At 60.1% G+C, this 14,862-nt stretch carries 12 protein-coding genes; 4 read left to right on the top strand and 8 right to left on the bottom strand.

Translation table 11 applies throughout. From position 1 onward, the window contains the following. The 4 genes from glmS to AC07N8_RS11245 all read left to right on the top strand — a co-directional run bounded on the left by glmS (window position 1) and on the right by AC07N8_RS11245 (window position 5,666). Window positions 1-1,833, top strand: a complete 1,833-nt coding sequence (gene glmS / locus AC07N8_RS11230) for a glutamine--fructose-6-phosphate transaminase (isomerizing) (RefSeq protein WP_483841553.1) — start codon at window positions 1-3, stop codon at window positions 1,831-1,833. Window positions 1,834-1,913: 80 nt separating this feature from the next. Next, window positions 1,914-2,816, top strand: a complete 903-nt coding sequence (locus AC07N8_RS11235) for a LysR family transcriptional regulator (RefSeq protein ID WP_493143620.1) — start codon at window positions 1,914-1,916, stop codon at window positions 2,814-2,816. A 129-nt stretch (window positions 2,817-2,945) separates the two neighbouring features. Then, complete coding sequence (locus tag AC07N8_RS11240; protein ID WP_493143618.1) at window positions 2,946-3,572, top strand: glutathione S-transferase family protein; 627 nt, start codon at window positions 2,946-2,948, stop codon at window positions 3,570-3,572. 63 nt (window positions 3,573-3,635) lie between these two features. Next, window positions 3,636-5,666 (top strand): 2Fe-2S iron-sulfur cluster-binding protein, encoded by a 2,031-nt coding sequence (locus tag AC07N8_RS11245; protein WP_493143616.1) that lies wholly within the window; start codon window positions 3,636-3,638, stop codon window positions 5,664-5,666. 123 nt (window positions 5,667-5,789) lie between these two features. Here the strand turns inward: AC07N8_RS11245 and AC07N8_RS11250 are convergent, their stop codons facing one another. The 8 genes from AC07N8_RS11250 to AC07N8_RS11285 are packed head-to-tail and all read right to left on the bottom strand — an operon-like array spanning window position 5,790 to window position 14,779. Then, a complete protein-coding gene (locus AC07N8_RS11250) occupies window positions 5,790-6,920 on the bottom strand; it encodes a glycosyltransferase family 4 protein (RefSeq protein WP_493143614.1) in 1,131 nt (376 codons plus the stop codon). A gap of 1 nt (window position 6,921) precedes the next feature. After that, a complete protein-coding gene (locus AC07N8_RS11255; RefSeq protein ID WP_493143612.1) occupies window positions 6,922-8,052 on the bottom strand; it encodes a glycosyltransferase family 4 protein in 1,131 nt (376 codons plus the stop codon). Continuing rightward, on the bottom strand, window positions 8,036-9,403 hold the full coding sequence (locus AC07N8_RS11260; RefSeq protein WP_483841560.1) for a glycosyltransferase family 4 protein: 1,368 nt from the start codon (window positions 9,401-9,403) through the stop codon (window positions 8,036-8,038). The genes AC07N8_RS11255 and AC07N8_RS11260 overlap by 17 nt, the downstream gene beginning before the upstream one ends. Then, window positions 9,400-10,653, bottom strand: coding sequence for an ABC transporter ATP-binding protein (locus AC07N8_RS11265; protein WP_493143610.1), 1,254 nt, complete (start codon window positions 10,651-10,653; stop codon window positions 9,400-9,402). The genes AC07N8_RS11260 and AC07N8_RS11265 overlap by 4 nt, the downstream gene beginning before the upstream one ends. Further along, window positions 10,653-11,450, bottom strand: coding sequence for an ABC transporter permease (locus AC07N8_RS11270; protein ID WP_483841562.1), 798 nt, complete (start codon window positions 11,448-11,450; stop codon window positions 10,653-10,655). The genes AC07N8_RS11265 and AC07N8_RS11270 overlap by 1 nt, the downstream gene beginning before the upstream one ends. Beyond that, window positions 11,451-12,893 (bottom strand): mannose-1-phosphate guanylyltransferase/mannose-6-phosphate isomerase, encoded by a 1,443-nt coding sequence (locus AC07N8_RS11275; protein WP_493143606.1) that lies wholly within the window; start codon window positions 12,891-12,893, stop codon window positions 11,451-11,453. Window positions 12,894-12,896: 3 nt separating this feature from the next. Then, window positions 12,897-13,868: a GDP-mannose 4,6-dehydratase gene (gene gmd / locus AC07N8_RS11280; protein WP_027926228.1), complete on the bottom strand. Its 972-nt coding sequence runs from the start codon at window positions 13,866-13,868 to the stop codon at window positions 12,897-12,899. Beyond that, window positions 13,865-14,779, bottom strand: a complete 915-nt coding sequence (locus tag AC07N8_RS11285) for a GDP-mannose 4,6-dehydratase (protein ID WP_493143601.1) — start codon at window positions 14,777-14,779, stop codon at window positions 13,865-13,867. The genes gmd and AC07N8_RS11285 overlap by 4 nt, the downstream gene beginning before the upstream one ends. Between the last annotated feature and the right edge of the window lie 83 nt (window positions 14,780-14,862).

The raw sequence follows: 14,862 nt of genomic DNA on the forward strand, positions 1-14,862 counted from the left end.
ATGTGTGGAATTGTCGGCGCAGTCGCAGAACGTAATATCACTGCCATCTTGCTCGAAGGCCTCAAGCGCCTGGAATACCGTGGCTATGACAGCGCCGGTGTGGCGGTCTTCACCAACGATGAAAAACTCGAGCGCATGCGTCGCCCGGGCAAGGTCAGCGAGCTGGAAAACGCGCTTGAAGCCGAGCCTCTGGTCGGTCGCCTTGGCATCGCCCACACCCGCTGGGCCACGCACGGCGCCCCGTGCGAGCGCAACGCCCACCCGCATTTCTCCGGCGACTTGGCCGTGGTGCACAACGGCATCATCGAAAACCACGAAGCCCTGCGTGAGCAGCTGAAAGCCTTGGGTTATGTGTTCACCTCGGACACCGACACCGAAGTCATCGCTCACCTGCTGAATCACAAACTCAAGGATTTGCCCGACCTGACCGCGGCCCTCAAAGCCACAGTCAAAGAGTTGCACGGTGCTTACGGCCTGGCGGTCATCAGCGCCAAGCAGCCGGATCGCCTGGTCGCCGCCCGCAGTGGCAGCCCGTTGGTAATTGGTCTGGGCCTGGGGGAAAATTTCCTCGCTTCCGACCAATTGGCCCTGCGTCAGGTCACCGACCGTTTCATGTACCTGGAAGAAGGCGATATCGCCGAGATTCGTCGCGACAGCGTGCACATCTGGGACGTTGACGGCAAAGCCGTCGAACGCGAAACCGTGCAGTACCGCGACGGTGCCGAAGCGGCAGACAAGGGCGAGTTCCGCCACTTCATGCTCAAGGAAATCCACGAGCAACCGTCTGTTGTCCAGCGCACCCTCGAAGGTCGTCTGAGCCCGAACGGCGTACTGGTACAGGCATTCGGTCCACAGGCTGCCGAGCTGTTCGCCAAAGTGCGCAACGTACAGATCGTTGCCTGCGGCACTAGCTATCACGCCGGTATGGTTGCCCGTTACTGGCTCGAAGAACTGGCTGGCATCCCGTGCCAGGTCGAAGTTGCCAGCGAATTTCGCTACCGCAAGGTTGTGGTGCAACCCGACACGCTGTTCGTGACCATTTCCCAATCTGGCGAAACCGCCGACACCCTGGCTGCCCTGCGCAACGCCAAGGAACTGGGGTTCCTCGCAAGCCTGGCAATCTGCAACGTTGGCATCAGTTCGCTGGTGCGTGAATCCGACCTGACCCTGCTGACCCAGGCCGGTCGCGAAATCGGCGTGGCCTCGACCAAAGCTTTCACCACTCAACTGGTAGGCCTGTTGTTGCTGACCCTGTCCCTGGGTCAGGTTCGCGGCACTTTGGCCAAGGGCGTCGAAGCCACTCTGGTTGAAGAACTGCGTCGCCTGCCTACTCGCCTGGGCGAAGCCCTGGCCATGGACAGCACCGTGGAGAAAATCGCCGAACTGTTCGCCGAGAAAAACCACACCTTGTTCCTGGGCCGTGGCGCGCAATTCCCGGTAGCGATGGAAGGCGCCCTGAAACTCAAGGAAATCTCCTACATCCACGCTGAAGCTTATCCGGCTGGCGAACTGAAACACGGCCCGTTGGCGCTGGTGGATAACGACATGCCGGTGGTCACCGTGGCGCCGAACAACGAGCTGCTGGAGAAGTTGAAATCCAACCTCCAGGAAGTCCGCGCCCGTGGCGGCCAGTTGATCGTCTTCGCAGACGAGAAAGCCGGCATGACCAATGGCGAAGGCACGCACGTTGTGCACATGCCGCACATCCACGACATCCTGTCGCCGATCCTCTACACCATCCCGCTGCAGTTGCTGTCGTACTACGTTGCTGTGCTGAAAGGTACGGACGTTGACCAGCCGCGTAATCTGGCGAAGTCGGTGACGGTGGAATAAGTTATCCACAGGTGATCGCAACCCTGAAAAATCGCAGCCTACGGTTGCGATTTTTTTTATCTGAATAAAGGACATGCCCCATGGACCGATTCCAGGAAATGCAGGTCTTCGCCGCCGTCGCTCAAGAACAAGGTTTCTCCGCAGCGGCGCGGCGTTTGGGGATGTCGGCAGCCAGTGTCACCCGGGCCGTTGCGGCACTGGAGCAGCGCATTGGCACGCAGTTGATTACCCGCACCACCCGCAGCGTGCATTTGAGCGAGGCGGGGCAGCGTTATCTGGAGGATTGTCGGAGGATTCTCGTGGAGGTGCAGGAAGCAGAGGATTCTGCGGCCGGCAGTCACGCCCAGCCCCGTGGGCAACTGACGATTACGGCGCCGGTGTTGTTCGGTGAGTTGTTCGTCACGCCGGTCATGGTCGGTTATCTCGCCCAGTTTCCTGAAGTCAGCATCAATGCCCTATTGGTCGACCGAGTCGTGAGCATGGTTGAAGAGGGCATTGATGTGGCGGTACGAATCGGTGAGCTGCCTGATAGCAATCAACATGCGATTCGCGTGGGCGAGGTGAGGCGAGTGATCTGTGCGTCCCCGGCGTTTTTGATGGCGCGTGGCAGGCCACTGCACCCGAATGAGCTCAGCGGTGCCCCGATTATCGCAACGTCGTCCATCGGGCAGCTCAGAGCCTGGCCATTTCTTGAAGCGGGCGAGCCGCTGAGCGTTCGCCCGGAGCCGCGTCTTGTGGTCACCGCCAATCAGGCTGCGATCACGGCGGCGTCCATGGGCTTGGGATTCACCCGGGTCCTGTCTTACCAAGTGGCGAGCAAGGTAGCCGCCGGAGAACTGGAAGTCGTGCTGGCTGACTTCGAACAGCCGCCACTGCCCATTCATGTGGTCTACCAAGGGGGTCGCAAGGCGCCGGTGCGAGTCCGCAGTTTTGTCGACTTCGCGGTGAAGACATTAAGGGAGCATCCAGCCCTGAGCCGTTAGAGGGTTATTGCGCTGGATGAAACAATGGATTGCGTTTGCTGGTTATTCTGTTGTTTTGGTTGAGGGTGGAAGATAGAGGCCATCGGTGCTGATCTTCTTGATCAGCGCCTCCACCCAGCGGAGTCGACCATGCAAGCGATCAAACTCTACAACTTCCCACGCTCTGGCCATGCTCACCGTGTGGAGCTGATGCTGTCCCTGCTGCAATTGCCGACGGAACTAGTCTTTGTCGATCTGGCCAAGGGGGAGCACAAGCAGCCGGAATACCTGGCGATCAACCCGATGGGTCAGGTGCCTGCCATTGATGACCAAGGCGTCGTGCTGGCCGATTCCAATGCAATCCTGGTGTATCTGGCGCAGAAGTATGGCAACGGTCGCTGGCTACCGACTGATCCTGTCGGCTCCGCCAAGGTTCAGCGCTGGTTATCGATTGCTGCCGGGCCGATTGCCTTTGGTGTGGCCAGAGCCAGGTTGATCACCGTGTTCGGCGCGCCCTACAACGCTGAAGAGGTGATCGCCAATTCCCACGCCTTGCTGAAAATCATCGATCAGGAACTGTCTGCCACGCCGTATCTGGTCGGGACCGAGCCGACCATCGCCGACGTCTCGGCCTACAGTTACATCGCCCATGCGCCGGAAGGCAACGTCTCGCTCGACGAGTACGCCAACATCCGCGCCTGGCTGGCGCGCATTGAAGCGTTGCCAGGGTTTGTCGGCATGCCACGCACGGTGGCCGGCCTGCAAAAAACTGCCTGATGCACACGGCCCGACCCGCTCGGGCCGTTCACGATGCGCCATGGGCGCAGGGGAGAAGCCGTTATGGAACATTCACCTTGGCACGCCGGCGAGAAACAGTTGCAGGCTCATGTGGGTGTTGCCGAGCGAATGGAGGCGTTCGGGCGTAAGGTGATTCGCAGTCAAATGCCGGATCAACACCGCGCGTTCTATCAGCAACTGCCGTTCATGCTGTACGGCGCCGTTGATGCCGATGGCAACCCCTGGGCCAGCATTCTTGAAGGGGAACCGGGCTTCGCTCATTCCCCCGACCCATCGCTGTTGCAGTTCGACCACCTGCCGGGGGCCGATGACCCCGCGCAACTGCAAGACGGTGCTGCCATCGGCCTGCTCGGTATCGAGTTGCACACCCGGCGTCGCAACCGCCTCAATGGTCGCGTCGGCGCCGTTACGGCCAGCGGATTCGGGGTGACGGTGGAGCAATCGTTCGGCAACTGCCCGCAATATATTCAATTGCGCCAGTTTCGCTCGGTGCCCTTGGCTGACCCTTCGAGCCGCGTTGCACAGCACCTGACTGAACTGGATGACGCGGCCAGAGCCATGGTCATTGAGGCGGATACGTTCTTTGTCGCCAGCTACGTGGACGTCGATGGCCAGCGGTCGGTGGATGTTTCTCACCGGGGAGGCCAGGTCGGTTTCGTACAAGTGGAAGGTAATCGCCTGACGATCCCTGACTTCGCCGGCAACCTGCATTTCAATACGCTGGGCAATCTGCTGATCAATCCCCGCGCCGGTTTGTTGTTCATCGATTTCAATTCGGGTGACCTGCTGCACCTCAGCGGGCGTACTGAAATCATCCTCGACGGTCCGCAAATCGAAGCCTTTCAAGGTGCCGAGCGACTGTGGACCTTCGAGGTCGAGCACGTGGTGCGCCGTCCTGCAGCGCTGGCCTTGCGCTGGCGCTTTGACGGCGTGTCGCCCACCAGTTTGCTGACTGGCACCTGGGCGCAGGCCAATGCACGCCTGCAAGCCAAGGCGTTGGGCGATCATTGGCGGTCGCTGCGGGTGGCGCGCATCGAACAGGAAAGCCACAACATCCGTTCGATCTACCTGGAGCCTGCCGATGGCGCCGGTTTGCCGGTGTTCCAGGCCGGGCAGCATTTGCCTTTACGGTTCAACATTAACGGTGACGTGCATATCCGCACGTACAGCCTGTCGAGTGCGCCGTCCGATGACTTTTTCCGGATCAGCGTGAAGCGTGACGGGTTGGTGTCATCGCACCTGCATGAGCGGATTCGTGTCGGTGATGTACTGGAGGCCCGTGCGCCGCAAGGGCATTTCACCGTGGCACCGCATGAGCGGCGACCGCTGGTGTTGCTGGCGGCTGGCGTGGGCATTACGCCGCTGCTGTCGATGGTGCGCGAGGTGGTTTATCAAGGCCTGCGCACGCGGAGCATTCGCCCGACCTGGTTCATCCAGAGCTCGCGAACCCTGGCCGATCAACCGTTTCGCCCTGAGCTGAACCGCTTGCTCGACGGGCTCGGTGACGCGGTGCGCGTCCTGCGTTTGCTCAGTCAGCCGGAGCCCGAAGCGCGCGAAGGTGAAGATTTCGACCTGACCGGGCGAATCGACGCCGACCTGCTCAAGCATATGCTTGAGGTGGAAGACTACGATCAGCTGGATTTTGTCCTCTGCGGCCCTGGAGCGTTTACCCAGGCGATGTATGACAGCCTGCGGGACATGGACATCCGCGATTCAAGGATTCACGCCGAGACCTTTGGCCCGTCGACGTTGCGCCGGATACCCGATCCGGATGCAGTGGTCATCGAGCAACCACCGGCCGCCACGACGTCGGTACCGGTGGTGTTCGAGCGCTCGGCCAAAGAGGCGCGCTGGAAACCCGATAGCGGCAGTTTGCTGGAGTTGGCTGAAAGCCGTGGCTTGCGCCCGGAATTCAGCTGCCGTGGCGGTTCCTGCGGCACCTGCAAGACGCGCCTGATCAGCGGCGAAGTGACTTATCCACAGGTGCCGGCAGAAGTGCCCGGCGCTGGAGAAGTGCTGATTTGTTGTGCGGTGCCGGCGCAGGGTTCGCAGCCGCTGGTGCTGGATCTGTAGCACTGGGCTTGTGGATAACTTCCCTGTGGGAGCGAGCCTGCTCGCGAAGGCTTTCTGACATTCAACTATTATGTCGACTGGTACACCGCTTTCGCGAGCAGGCTCACTCCCACAAAGAAGGAGTCAGGCGTAGGACAGGGACTTTTCTTCCAGCAGCTCTTCGTATAACTCGGTCCACTTACGGCCCATCTCATCCGCTGTGAATAACTGCCGATACCGAGCCTCAGCCTTCATCCCCATTTCTGCCGCACGAACCGGGTTTTCCCACAGCGTGCGCATCGCTTCACGGAACGCCTTTGGATTACTGGGAGGGACCACCAGCCCGGTTTCATTGTGAATGTTGATGTAGCTGGTGCCGGTGCCGATTTCACTGGAGATCATCGGTTTGCCATACATAGCCCCTTCCAGCAGCGAAATGCCGAACGCTTCGGAGCGCAGGTGCGATGGGAACACCACGGCATAGCTCAATTGCAGCAAGGCCACTTTATCCTCATCACCCAAACGTCCCAAAAAGTGCAGGTTCTGCAAACCCAGCTTTTTGGCCTGAGCATGCAGTTCAGCTTCCAGGGGGCCGGCGCCGACGATCACCACCGGATAATTCAGCCCCTGCATCGCTTCGAGAAGAATGTGCAGTCCTTTGTAATAGCGCATAACGCCGACGAACAAGAAGAACTTGTCACCCAACTGCCGACGCCAGCGTTCAGTGCGCTCTACTTCTGGCTGTGGATAACCTGCCTTGTCCAACCCATAGGTGATCACTCGGGTTTTTTCGCGGTAGTCCTGAAGAATTTCACTGGTGTGAAAGTAGTTGGGTGACGCCGCCACGATTCGATCGGCGCTGTCCAGAAACCGGCGCATCAAGGGTCGATACAGTTTGAGCAAATGGCGCTGGCGAATGATGTCCGAGTGGTAACTCACCACGCAGGGCTTTTTGGTTACGCTGCAAAAATGCACCAGGTCCATGAATGGCCATGGGAAGTGGTAGTTGACCACGTCGGCCTCTGCCGCCAGTTCACGAAATTGCTTGAACACACTGTAGGAGAAGCCGGTGGACGCCAGTTGAAAGTCCATTCTGGCCTGATGGACCTGATGTTCACGGATCTGGATTACACCGGGTGCCGGGTTGTTACTCAAGGTCAGGACTGTGCTGTCGACACCATGTCGCGCTCCGCTCTCGCACAACTGAAAAATGACCTGTTCGATACCGCCCATGGAGTCAGGCAAGTAGGTTTTGTAAAAGTGCAGTACGCGCATATCAGTCTCCAATAACCTGACGGTAGGCTCGGGCCGTGACCTTCGCGCAACGCTTCCAGGAAAAAAGCTTCGCTTGTAACAAGCCGGCTTCGCGGCATGCCCGCCAGTGAACAGGGTCGTCGATCAACCGGTTCATGGCCTCTTGCAAATGGTCTGGATTATCCGGCTCGATGTAGTTGCCTGCGGTTCCAGCGACTTCTGGCATGGCCGAATGCCGCGTCAGAATGACCGGCGTTCCGCTCGCCATGGCTTCAAGAACAGGCAGCCCGAACCCTTCGTACAGCGAAGGAAAGATCAATGCCCGAGCACCGGCCAACAGTTGCGCCAGATCTTCATCAGGCAAATACCCGAGCAGACATACGTCGCCGGTAGCCAGGGCCGTGCATAATTCTTCGCTGAATTGCTCGCGTTGCCAGCCGGCCATGCCGACGATCAACAGCGGAAAACGCTGGCGCACAACTTCCGGCAATAAAGCGTGGGCGCGCAGGGCCAGGGTCAGGTTCTTGCGCGGCTCCAGGGTGCCGACGCAGAGGAAGTATTCCCGCGCCTCCACGCCATGGGCCTTGAGCACGGCGTCGATGGCTTCGGGAGCCCGCGGGTGGAAACGCGCCGCTACGCCCAGTGGTGCGGCAACAAATCGCTCAGCCGGCAGCCCGAAATGCGCCTGGGCTTCGTCGGCAATGAACTGCGAGTCGGTGAGAATCAGGCTCGCCTGGCGTACGCCGTCGGCCAGCCGTCGCTCGATTTCTCGTAAGCGTGCGGGCGGCTGCGTATCGGGGTAGTGCAGGTGAGTCAGGTCATGCAGGGTGATAACCGTCGGGCCGTCGAACGACAGCGGCCACAAACTCGGCTCGTGGTAGAGGTCGATGGTTTGCGCACGACCTTGATCGAACCGCTTCTGCTCCAACCAGCGCCGGGCCTGATAGGCCCCCGGAATTTGCCGCAGCAGCGGTGTCAGTCGCGAATAACCGGGCATGGCCGCCTCAGGCAGCACCGAGCTCCAGCCCCAGCCATGGAACAACGCCAGTTCAACATCTGGTTCATCGGCTAGTGCGTTCGCCAGTTCGGCGACGTAGTGGCCGATGCCGGTACGCGGGGCCTGGAGGATTCGCGCATTAAGGGCAATTCGCATGTTGCCTCTCTGGAATGACCGGTGCTTCTACAAGATTGCGCAGGGTTCGTTCGGCCAATTGCGCACTCGCTTCACGCCAGCCTATCCAGCGCCAGTCGGCGACGTCGCGGGTAGCCGGGAATCGACCGCTGCGCTCGAAACCTATGACCAGGTCGGCCAGGCTGCGCGGATCGGCCAGATCGAAGTACGCCATGAACTCGCCGCCGATTTCGCGGAAGACCGGAATATCGCTGCCCATCGCCGGTAGCCCGCGCTGCATGGCTTCCACCAGCGGCAGGCCGAAACCTTCGACATACGACGGAAACACCAGTGAGCTGGCGTGGCTGTAGGCATGTTCGAGGCTGGTGTCGCTCAGGTCGTTGAACATGAACAGGCGCCGGTTCAGCTGCGGGTGACTGCGTACCCGGGCGAGCAGGGCGTCGCACTTCCAGCCGATGCGACCGGCAATGCACAACCGGGCCTTGGAGCCCGCCGCCCAGGCGAGTTCGAAGGCGTCCAGCAGGTAATCGTGGTTCTTGCGCGGCTCGATGGTACTGACCATGAGGAATACCGGCTCCGGTGTTTCAAAAAGCCGTGCAAGGCGCGGCTCCACGGCGGCGGTGGCTTCGCTCAGGTCGAGCTCGGAACCGAGGTGGAAATAATCGAACCACAACTCACTGGCCTTGGCCGGACCGAGGCGGCGCTGCAATTCCTCACGCACCTGATCGCGCACCGTGGCAGAGATTGCCACATAGCCATCGGCCGTTCGGGTGATCCAGTCGAACCACTCGTTGAAGACCTGCACCAGCCGCGTGTCGTAGAACTGCGGATGTGTCAGGGGAATCAGGTCGTAGATTACCGAAACGATGCCCACGCCATCGCGTTTGAGCTGTTCGGCAAACGGGAAAAAATCGGTGTGCCAGGACGAATCCAGCAACACCAGTTGATCCCCTGGCTGGTGCTGTAGCGGCGTGCAGCGTTTGGGCAGTTGATACTGGTTGATGCCTTCGATTATCCGCAGTGGAATACTGAAACAGGTGATCGCCGTAACCCGGTAGGCCACGTGCAGCAAACGCTTGATCATTCGCGAGTGACTGCGGTTGTGCAGGCGTTGATGCAGTTGCCAGAAACGATGGGCCAGCCGTTCCAGCCGTCCACCGAAGGTCATCAAGTGATCAAAAAACGGGATGTTCAGCGCACCGAGCATCAGCACTCGGTAGAGTTTGCCTTTGAGCAACACCACCGGGATGCATTCAACCCCTTCGACCGATTCCGGCAGTTGATTGACCACGTTGCGCACCACTCGCTGAATACCCGAGTTGACCTTGGGGTGCTGGAAGACGTGGGTGCATTCGACCAGAAGGCGCGTCATGGTGTGTTTTCCGGTATCGGCGTTTCGATGGAGCGGGTGATGGTGGTTTTGGCCCCCAGCCACGAGCAGCCAACGAAATCTTCCTGGCGGTTATTGATCACGTGGAACACCAGGCCGTAGTCCCGCCATTCAAAGTTGCGATCGAGGTGCGAATCCAGCCGGGACAGGCTCAGCGCCACCGAATAGTTACCCTTGCCCAGTGCCATGACGAAGGCAAAACGGTAGGTCACACGCTCCCCAGCCTTCAGATCGTTCAGCGCCTGATCCTGGCGATGGGTATTGATGCCATACATGGCCTGGCCCAGGCGATCCTTGATCATGAAGCCCAGCACCAGCCGCTCGATGTCCTGGCGGACTTCGACTTCCACCTCCAGCACCACCGGTTGACCGACTTCCGCCGCATCGATGGACCGTTCGTGTTCGTCCAGCAAGCGCACCCGCAAAATCCCGGCTTCACCGGTGCCGGAAATGGTGCTGACCTGGCCGCCAGAGAGCATTTCCTGACGTACCGTCTGGCCTTCGCGTTCGGCGAGCAGGGCGTTGTAGTAATCCATGACGGCTTCGGGCGTGCTGTGCATGGCCATCCGCCCCTTTTCCAGGAGGATCGCCGAGTCGCAGATCGACTGAATCGCCGAGCGGTCATGGGACACGATCAGCAGGGTGGTGCCGGCTTTGCGAAAGCTGCGGATGCGGTCGAAACTTTTGTGCTGGAAGTAGGCGTCGCCCACTGACAGCGCTTCGTCGACGATCAGGATGTCCGGGCGCCGCGCCGTGGCCACGCTGAACGCCAAGCGCATCTGCATACCGCTGGAATAGGTGCGCACGGGATGGTCGATGGCGTCGCCGATTTCCGCGAAGCGTTCGATCTCGGGCATTAGTGCTTCGATTTCCTCGACTTGCATGCCCAACAGTTGCCCCGCCATGACGGCGTTCTGCCGGCCGGTGAAGTCCGCATGAAAACCCATGCCCAGTTCCAGCAGGGCGGCGACGCGGCCTTCGAGCTGGATGCTGCCGCAGGTGGGTTGGGTGGTGCCGGTGATCATTTTCAGCAGGGTACTTTTGCCCGCGCCGTTGACCCCGACGATACCCACGGACTCGCCGGGAGCAATCTCGAAAGCCACGTCTTGCAGCACCCAGTGCTGGCGATGACGGATCGGCGAAAACGGGATCAGCCATTCAGCCAGTCGGCTCCAGCGATTGGGGTATTGCTTGTAGGCCTTGCCCAGGCCGGTGACGCGTATGTGCCCCATCAGAGTTCATCCACCATTTCACCGACGCGCTGACGAAACAGGCGCAGGCCGATGACGAAGAACAACACGCTGGCCACCATGATCGGCAGCAGCGAACTCCAGACCGGCCATTGGCCGTAAAGGAACACGTTTTGGTAGCTGGTGATCAGGTTGGTCAGGGGGTTGAGTTGCAGCAGGCGCTGCACCCAGTCGGGCAGGATGCTCATCGGGTACACGATCGGCGTCAGCCAGAACCAGAATTGCAGGCAGATGGCGAAAAATTGCCCGACATCGCGAAAAAACACATTCAAGACGCCAAGAATCATCCCCAACCCGGCACAAAACACAACCTGCAAGGCCAACAGCGGAATCAGCGCCAGCAGCGCCATGCCGGGCAGTCGACCGGTGATCAGCAGAAAACCGAGGAACAAGCCGATGATGATCGCGAAGTTGATGCCGGCGTTGAACAGCACGATGACCGGCAGGCAGATCCGCGGGAAGCTGATTTTCTTCAGCAGGTTGGCGTTGTCGAGGAACATGTTCTGACTGCGCACGGTGATTTCCGCGAACAATCCCCACGTCAGCAGGCCGGCGCAGAGGTAAACGCTGTAGGCCAGGCCGTCATCTACCCCCGGCAAACGGGCGCGCATGATGTGGGAAAAGATCACGGTGTAGACGATGATCATCGACAGCGGGTTCAGCACGGTCCACAGGGCACCGAACAACGAATTGCGGTAACGCGCCTGGAACTCTCGCTTGACGCTACCGAGGATGAATCCCCGATAGCCCCACAGCGAGCGGTACAAAGAAAGCAGCATTCAAACCGTCCTGCCGTATTGGTCTTCGAAGCGGACGATATCGTCTTCTCCCAGGTATTCGCCGCTTTGCACTTCGATGATCACCAGGTCAATCACGCCCGGGTTTTCCAGACGATGCCGGTGGCCGGCGGCAATGAACGTGGATTCGTTCTTCGCGACCAGATGAGTACCGGTGCCGTTGTTGGTGACCTTGGCCATGCCTTCGACCACCACCCAATGTTCATTGCGATGGTGGTGCATCTGCAGCGACAACTTACCACCGGGCTTGACCACGATGCGTTTGATTTTGAAGCGCGGGCCTTCCTCGAGCACGGTGTAGGTGCCCCAAGGCCGGCTGACCGTGCGGTGCAGGCGATAGGCTTCGTGCTTTTTGTCCTTGAGCTGCTTGGCCACCCGACGCACGTCCTGCGCGCGATCGGCGTGGGCGACCAACACGGCGTCGGCGGTGTCGATGATGATCAGGTTATCCACACCCACGGCCGCTACCAGCCGGTCTTCGCTCTGGACAAAGTTGTTGTGGCTGTCGATGAACACGGCATCGCCGCTGGCGCGGTTGTTTTGCGCATCGGCAGGCACCAGTGCGGCCACTGCGCCCCAGGAGCCGATATCACTCCAGTCGAATTGGGCGGGCACCACGACCACTTTGTCGGAGTGTTCCATCAGGGCGTAGTCGATGGAGATGTCGGTGATCTCGGCGAACAGCGCCGGGGACAATTCCTGTTGCAGGCAGCCGACGGTTTCCACCGGGCTACTGGCCGCCATGCAGGCTTTCGTCTGCTCGAGCAACTTCGGGGCGTGGATCTGCAACTCGGCCAGCACGGTGGCGATCGAGAAGCAGAACATTCCGGAGTTCCACAGGAAATTGCCGCTTTCCAGGTAATGCGTCGCGGTTTGCAAATCAGGTTTTTCAACGAAACGCTGCACCCTGGCTGCGCCTTTTCCGTCCAGCGCAGCGCCGGTTTCGATGTAGCCGAAACCGGTGTCCGGCGCGGTCGGCACCACGCCGAAGGTCACCAGGAAACCATCCTTGGCCAGCGCTACGGCGTGTTCCACGGCGGTTTTCAAGGCGTCTTCGTTGAGGATCAAATGGTCGGCGGGCATCACCACCATAATCGCTTCGTCGCCGTGCAGGGCTTGCAGCGACAATGCTGCCGCCGCGATGGCCGGGGCCGTGTTGCGGCCCGTCGGCTCCAGCATGAAGTGCCCGCGATGACGGCTGAGCTGCGCCTCTTGATAGTGATCCTTGCTCTGGAAGTAGTAGTCGCGGTTGGTCACCGTGACGATATCGCCCCGGCCATCGAGCAGGCCGGCGGCCCGCCGATAGGTCTTGCCCAGCAGCGACTGGCCATCGGGCAAGGTCATGAATGGCTTGGGATGGCCCTCGCGGGACACCGGCCACAAGCGAGTACCGGCACCGCCGGAGAGAATCACGGGAATCAGCATGGCCTACTCCTTGGCGACGCGTTTCATGTCCGCATCCATCATCATGCGGATCAAGGTATCCAGGTCGGTCTTCGGCTTCCAGCCCAGTACACGCTGGGCTTTGGCCGGGTTGCCCAACAGCACTTCCACTTCGGCCGGGCGGAAAAACGCCGGGTCGATTTTCACGAAGTCGCGGTAGTTCAGGTCGACGTGTTCGAAGGCAATCCGGCACATTTCGCGCACGGTGGTGGTGATGCCGGTGGCGACCACAAAGTCATCGGGCTTGTCCTGTTGCAGCATCAGCCACATGGCTTCGACGTAGTCGCCGGCAAACCCCCAGTCGCGCTTGGCGTCGATGTTGCCCAGGCGAAGTTCCTGCTGTTTGCCCTGCTTGATGCGAGCAGCGGCGTCGGTAACTTTGCGGGTCACGAACTCGATACCGCGCAGAGGCGATTCGTGGTTGAACAGGATGCCGCTGCTGGCGTGCAGGTTGAAGCTTTCGCGGTAGTTCACGGTGATCCAGTGACCATACAGCTTGGCCACGCCGTACGGACTGCGCGGGTAAAACGGGGTGTTCTCGTCCTGTTGCTCGGCCTGGATCAGGCCAAACATTTCGCTGGTGGACGCTTGATAAAAACGCGTGTGCGGACTGAATTGGCGAATGGCTTCGAGCAAGTGAGTCACGCCCAGGCCGTCGACGATGCCGGTGGTGACCGGTTGGTCCCAGGAGGCGGCGACGAAACTTTGCGCGGCCAGGTTATAGACCTCGTCCGGGGCCGACTTGATGACCGCACGCTGCACCGAGCAGGCATCGGCCATGTCACCGTCCAGGTAAACGATGTCGCCTTCGACACCCATTTCACGCAAGCGCCAGCGCGAATCGCTGCTGCGCCGGGCCACCAGGCCGTGGACCTTGTACCCCTTGTCGAGTAGCAGTTTGGCCAGATAAGCACCGTCCTGGCCGGTGATCCCTGTGATCAATGCACTTTTAGTCATTCTTGTCGTACTCGCTTCTCCCAGTCGGACAGGATCGCCCGCAGGGATTGTTGTGTTGTGATTTCAGGCGTCCATCCTGTGGTCTGGGCAAGCTTGGCATGGCTGCCACAAACGCGACGCTGATCCGCGCGACGAAGGCGCGCCGGGTCTTGAATCAATTGCATGTCGACCTGGGCGAGGTCCCCCAGTTGTTCGATCAAACTGCGAATGCTCTGCTCGTGCCCCGAGCAGATGTTGTAGACCTGTCCCGGCACGCCCTTTTCCAGCAGCGCCAGGTAGGCCGAAATCACGTCGTCAACGTCGAGGAAATCGCGCGTGACGTCGATGTCACCGACTTCCAGTTGCGGCGCTTGCAAGCCTTGTTTGATTCGGTTGATTTGCCGAGCTGCGCTGGCGATGACAAAGCTTTCATTCTGGCCGGTGCCGATGTGGTTGAACGGACGGGCGACCATGACCGGCCAGCCTTCGCTCAGGCCCCATTGCAGGCTAAGGAATTCCGCCGACAGCTTGCTCACGGCATAAGGATTGCGCGGGCAGGGCGGCTGATGTTCGGTGATGGGCAGATCGGTTTCAGTGACCTGGCCGTAGACGTCGCCAGAGCTGATGTACAGAAACGTACCAGTGAAGCCGCGGACCTTCAGGGCTTGCAGCAGGTTCAGGGTGCCGAGCAGGTTGATGTTGAGCGTGCGCGCCGGATCGCGGAAGGCTTCGGGCACGAACGTCTGGCCGGCCAGGTGAATGACCGCGTCGGGCATCTCGGGCCACAGGCCTTCGAGGCTGCCGGGCTCAGCAAGATCGTAACGGGAAGTGGCAGGCAGTAGCGTCCATTCCGAGGCATCAGCGTTCAGGCGAGATTGGATGTGTTGTCCGACGAATCCACTCAGACCCGTCACGAACAGACGCTTTTTCAAACAGCAGCCCCTTGGTCGTAAACTTTTTCCTTTTCCCCACAGGCTTCCGGGAAATTATCTGTCAGACCGTAGGTGTAATCTCG

This window comes from Pseudomonas sp. GW821-FHT10C09, assembly GCF_059415465.1.

Bases quoted from the DNA above. Each gene is read 5' to 3' on its own strand.
- glmS (WP_483841553.1), top strand. From the start codon at position 1: ATGTGTGGAATTGTCGGCGCAGTCGCAGAACGTAATATCACTGCCATC.
- AC07N8_RS11235 (WP_493143620.1), top strand. From the start codon at position 1,914: ATGGACCGATTCCAGGAAATGCAGGTCTTCGCCGCCGTCGCTCAAGAA.
- AC07N8_RS11240 (WP_493143618.1), top strand. From the start codon at position 2,946: ATGCAAGCGATCAAACTCTACAACTTCCCACGCTCTGGCCATGCTCAC.
- AC07N8_RS11245 (WP_493143616.1), top strand. From the start codon at position 3,636: ATGGAACATTCACCTTGGCACGCCGGCGAGAAACAGTTGCAGGCTCAT.
- AC07N8_RS11250 (WP_493143614.1), bottom strand. From the start codon at position 6,920: ATGCGCGTACTGCACTTTTACAAAACCTACTTGCCTGACTCCATGGGC.
- AC07N8_RS11255 (WP_493143612.1), bottom strand. From the start codon at position 8,052: ATGCGAATTGCCCTTAATGCGCGAATCCTCCAGGCCCCGCGTACCGGC.
- AC07N8_RS11260 (WP_483841560.1), bottom strand. From the start codon at position 9,403: ATGACGCGCCTTCTGGTCGAATGCACCCACGTCTTCCAGCACCCCAAG.
- AC07N8_RS11265 (WP_493143610.1), bottom strand. From the start codon at position 10,653: ATGGGGCACATACGCGTCACCGGCCTGGGCAAGGCCTACAAGCAATAC.
- AC07N8_RS11270 (WP_483841562.1), bottom strand. From the start codon at position 11,450: ATGCTGCTTTCTTTGTACCGCTCGCTGTGGGGCTATCGGGGATTCATC.
- AC07N8_RS11275 (WP_493143606.1), bottom strand. From the start codon at position 12,893: ATGCTGATTCCCGTGATTCTCTCCGGCGGTGCCGGTACTCGCTTGTGG.
- gmd (WP_027926228.1), bottom strand. From the start codon at position 13,868: ATGACTAAAAGTGCATTGATCACAGGGATCACCGGCCAGGACGGTGCT.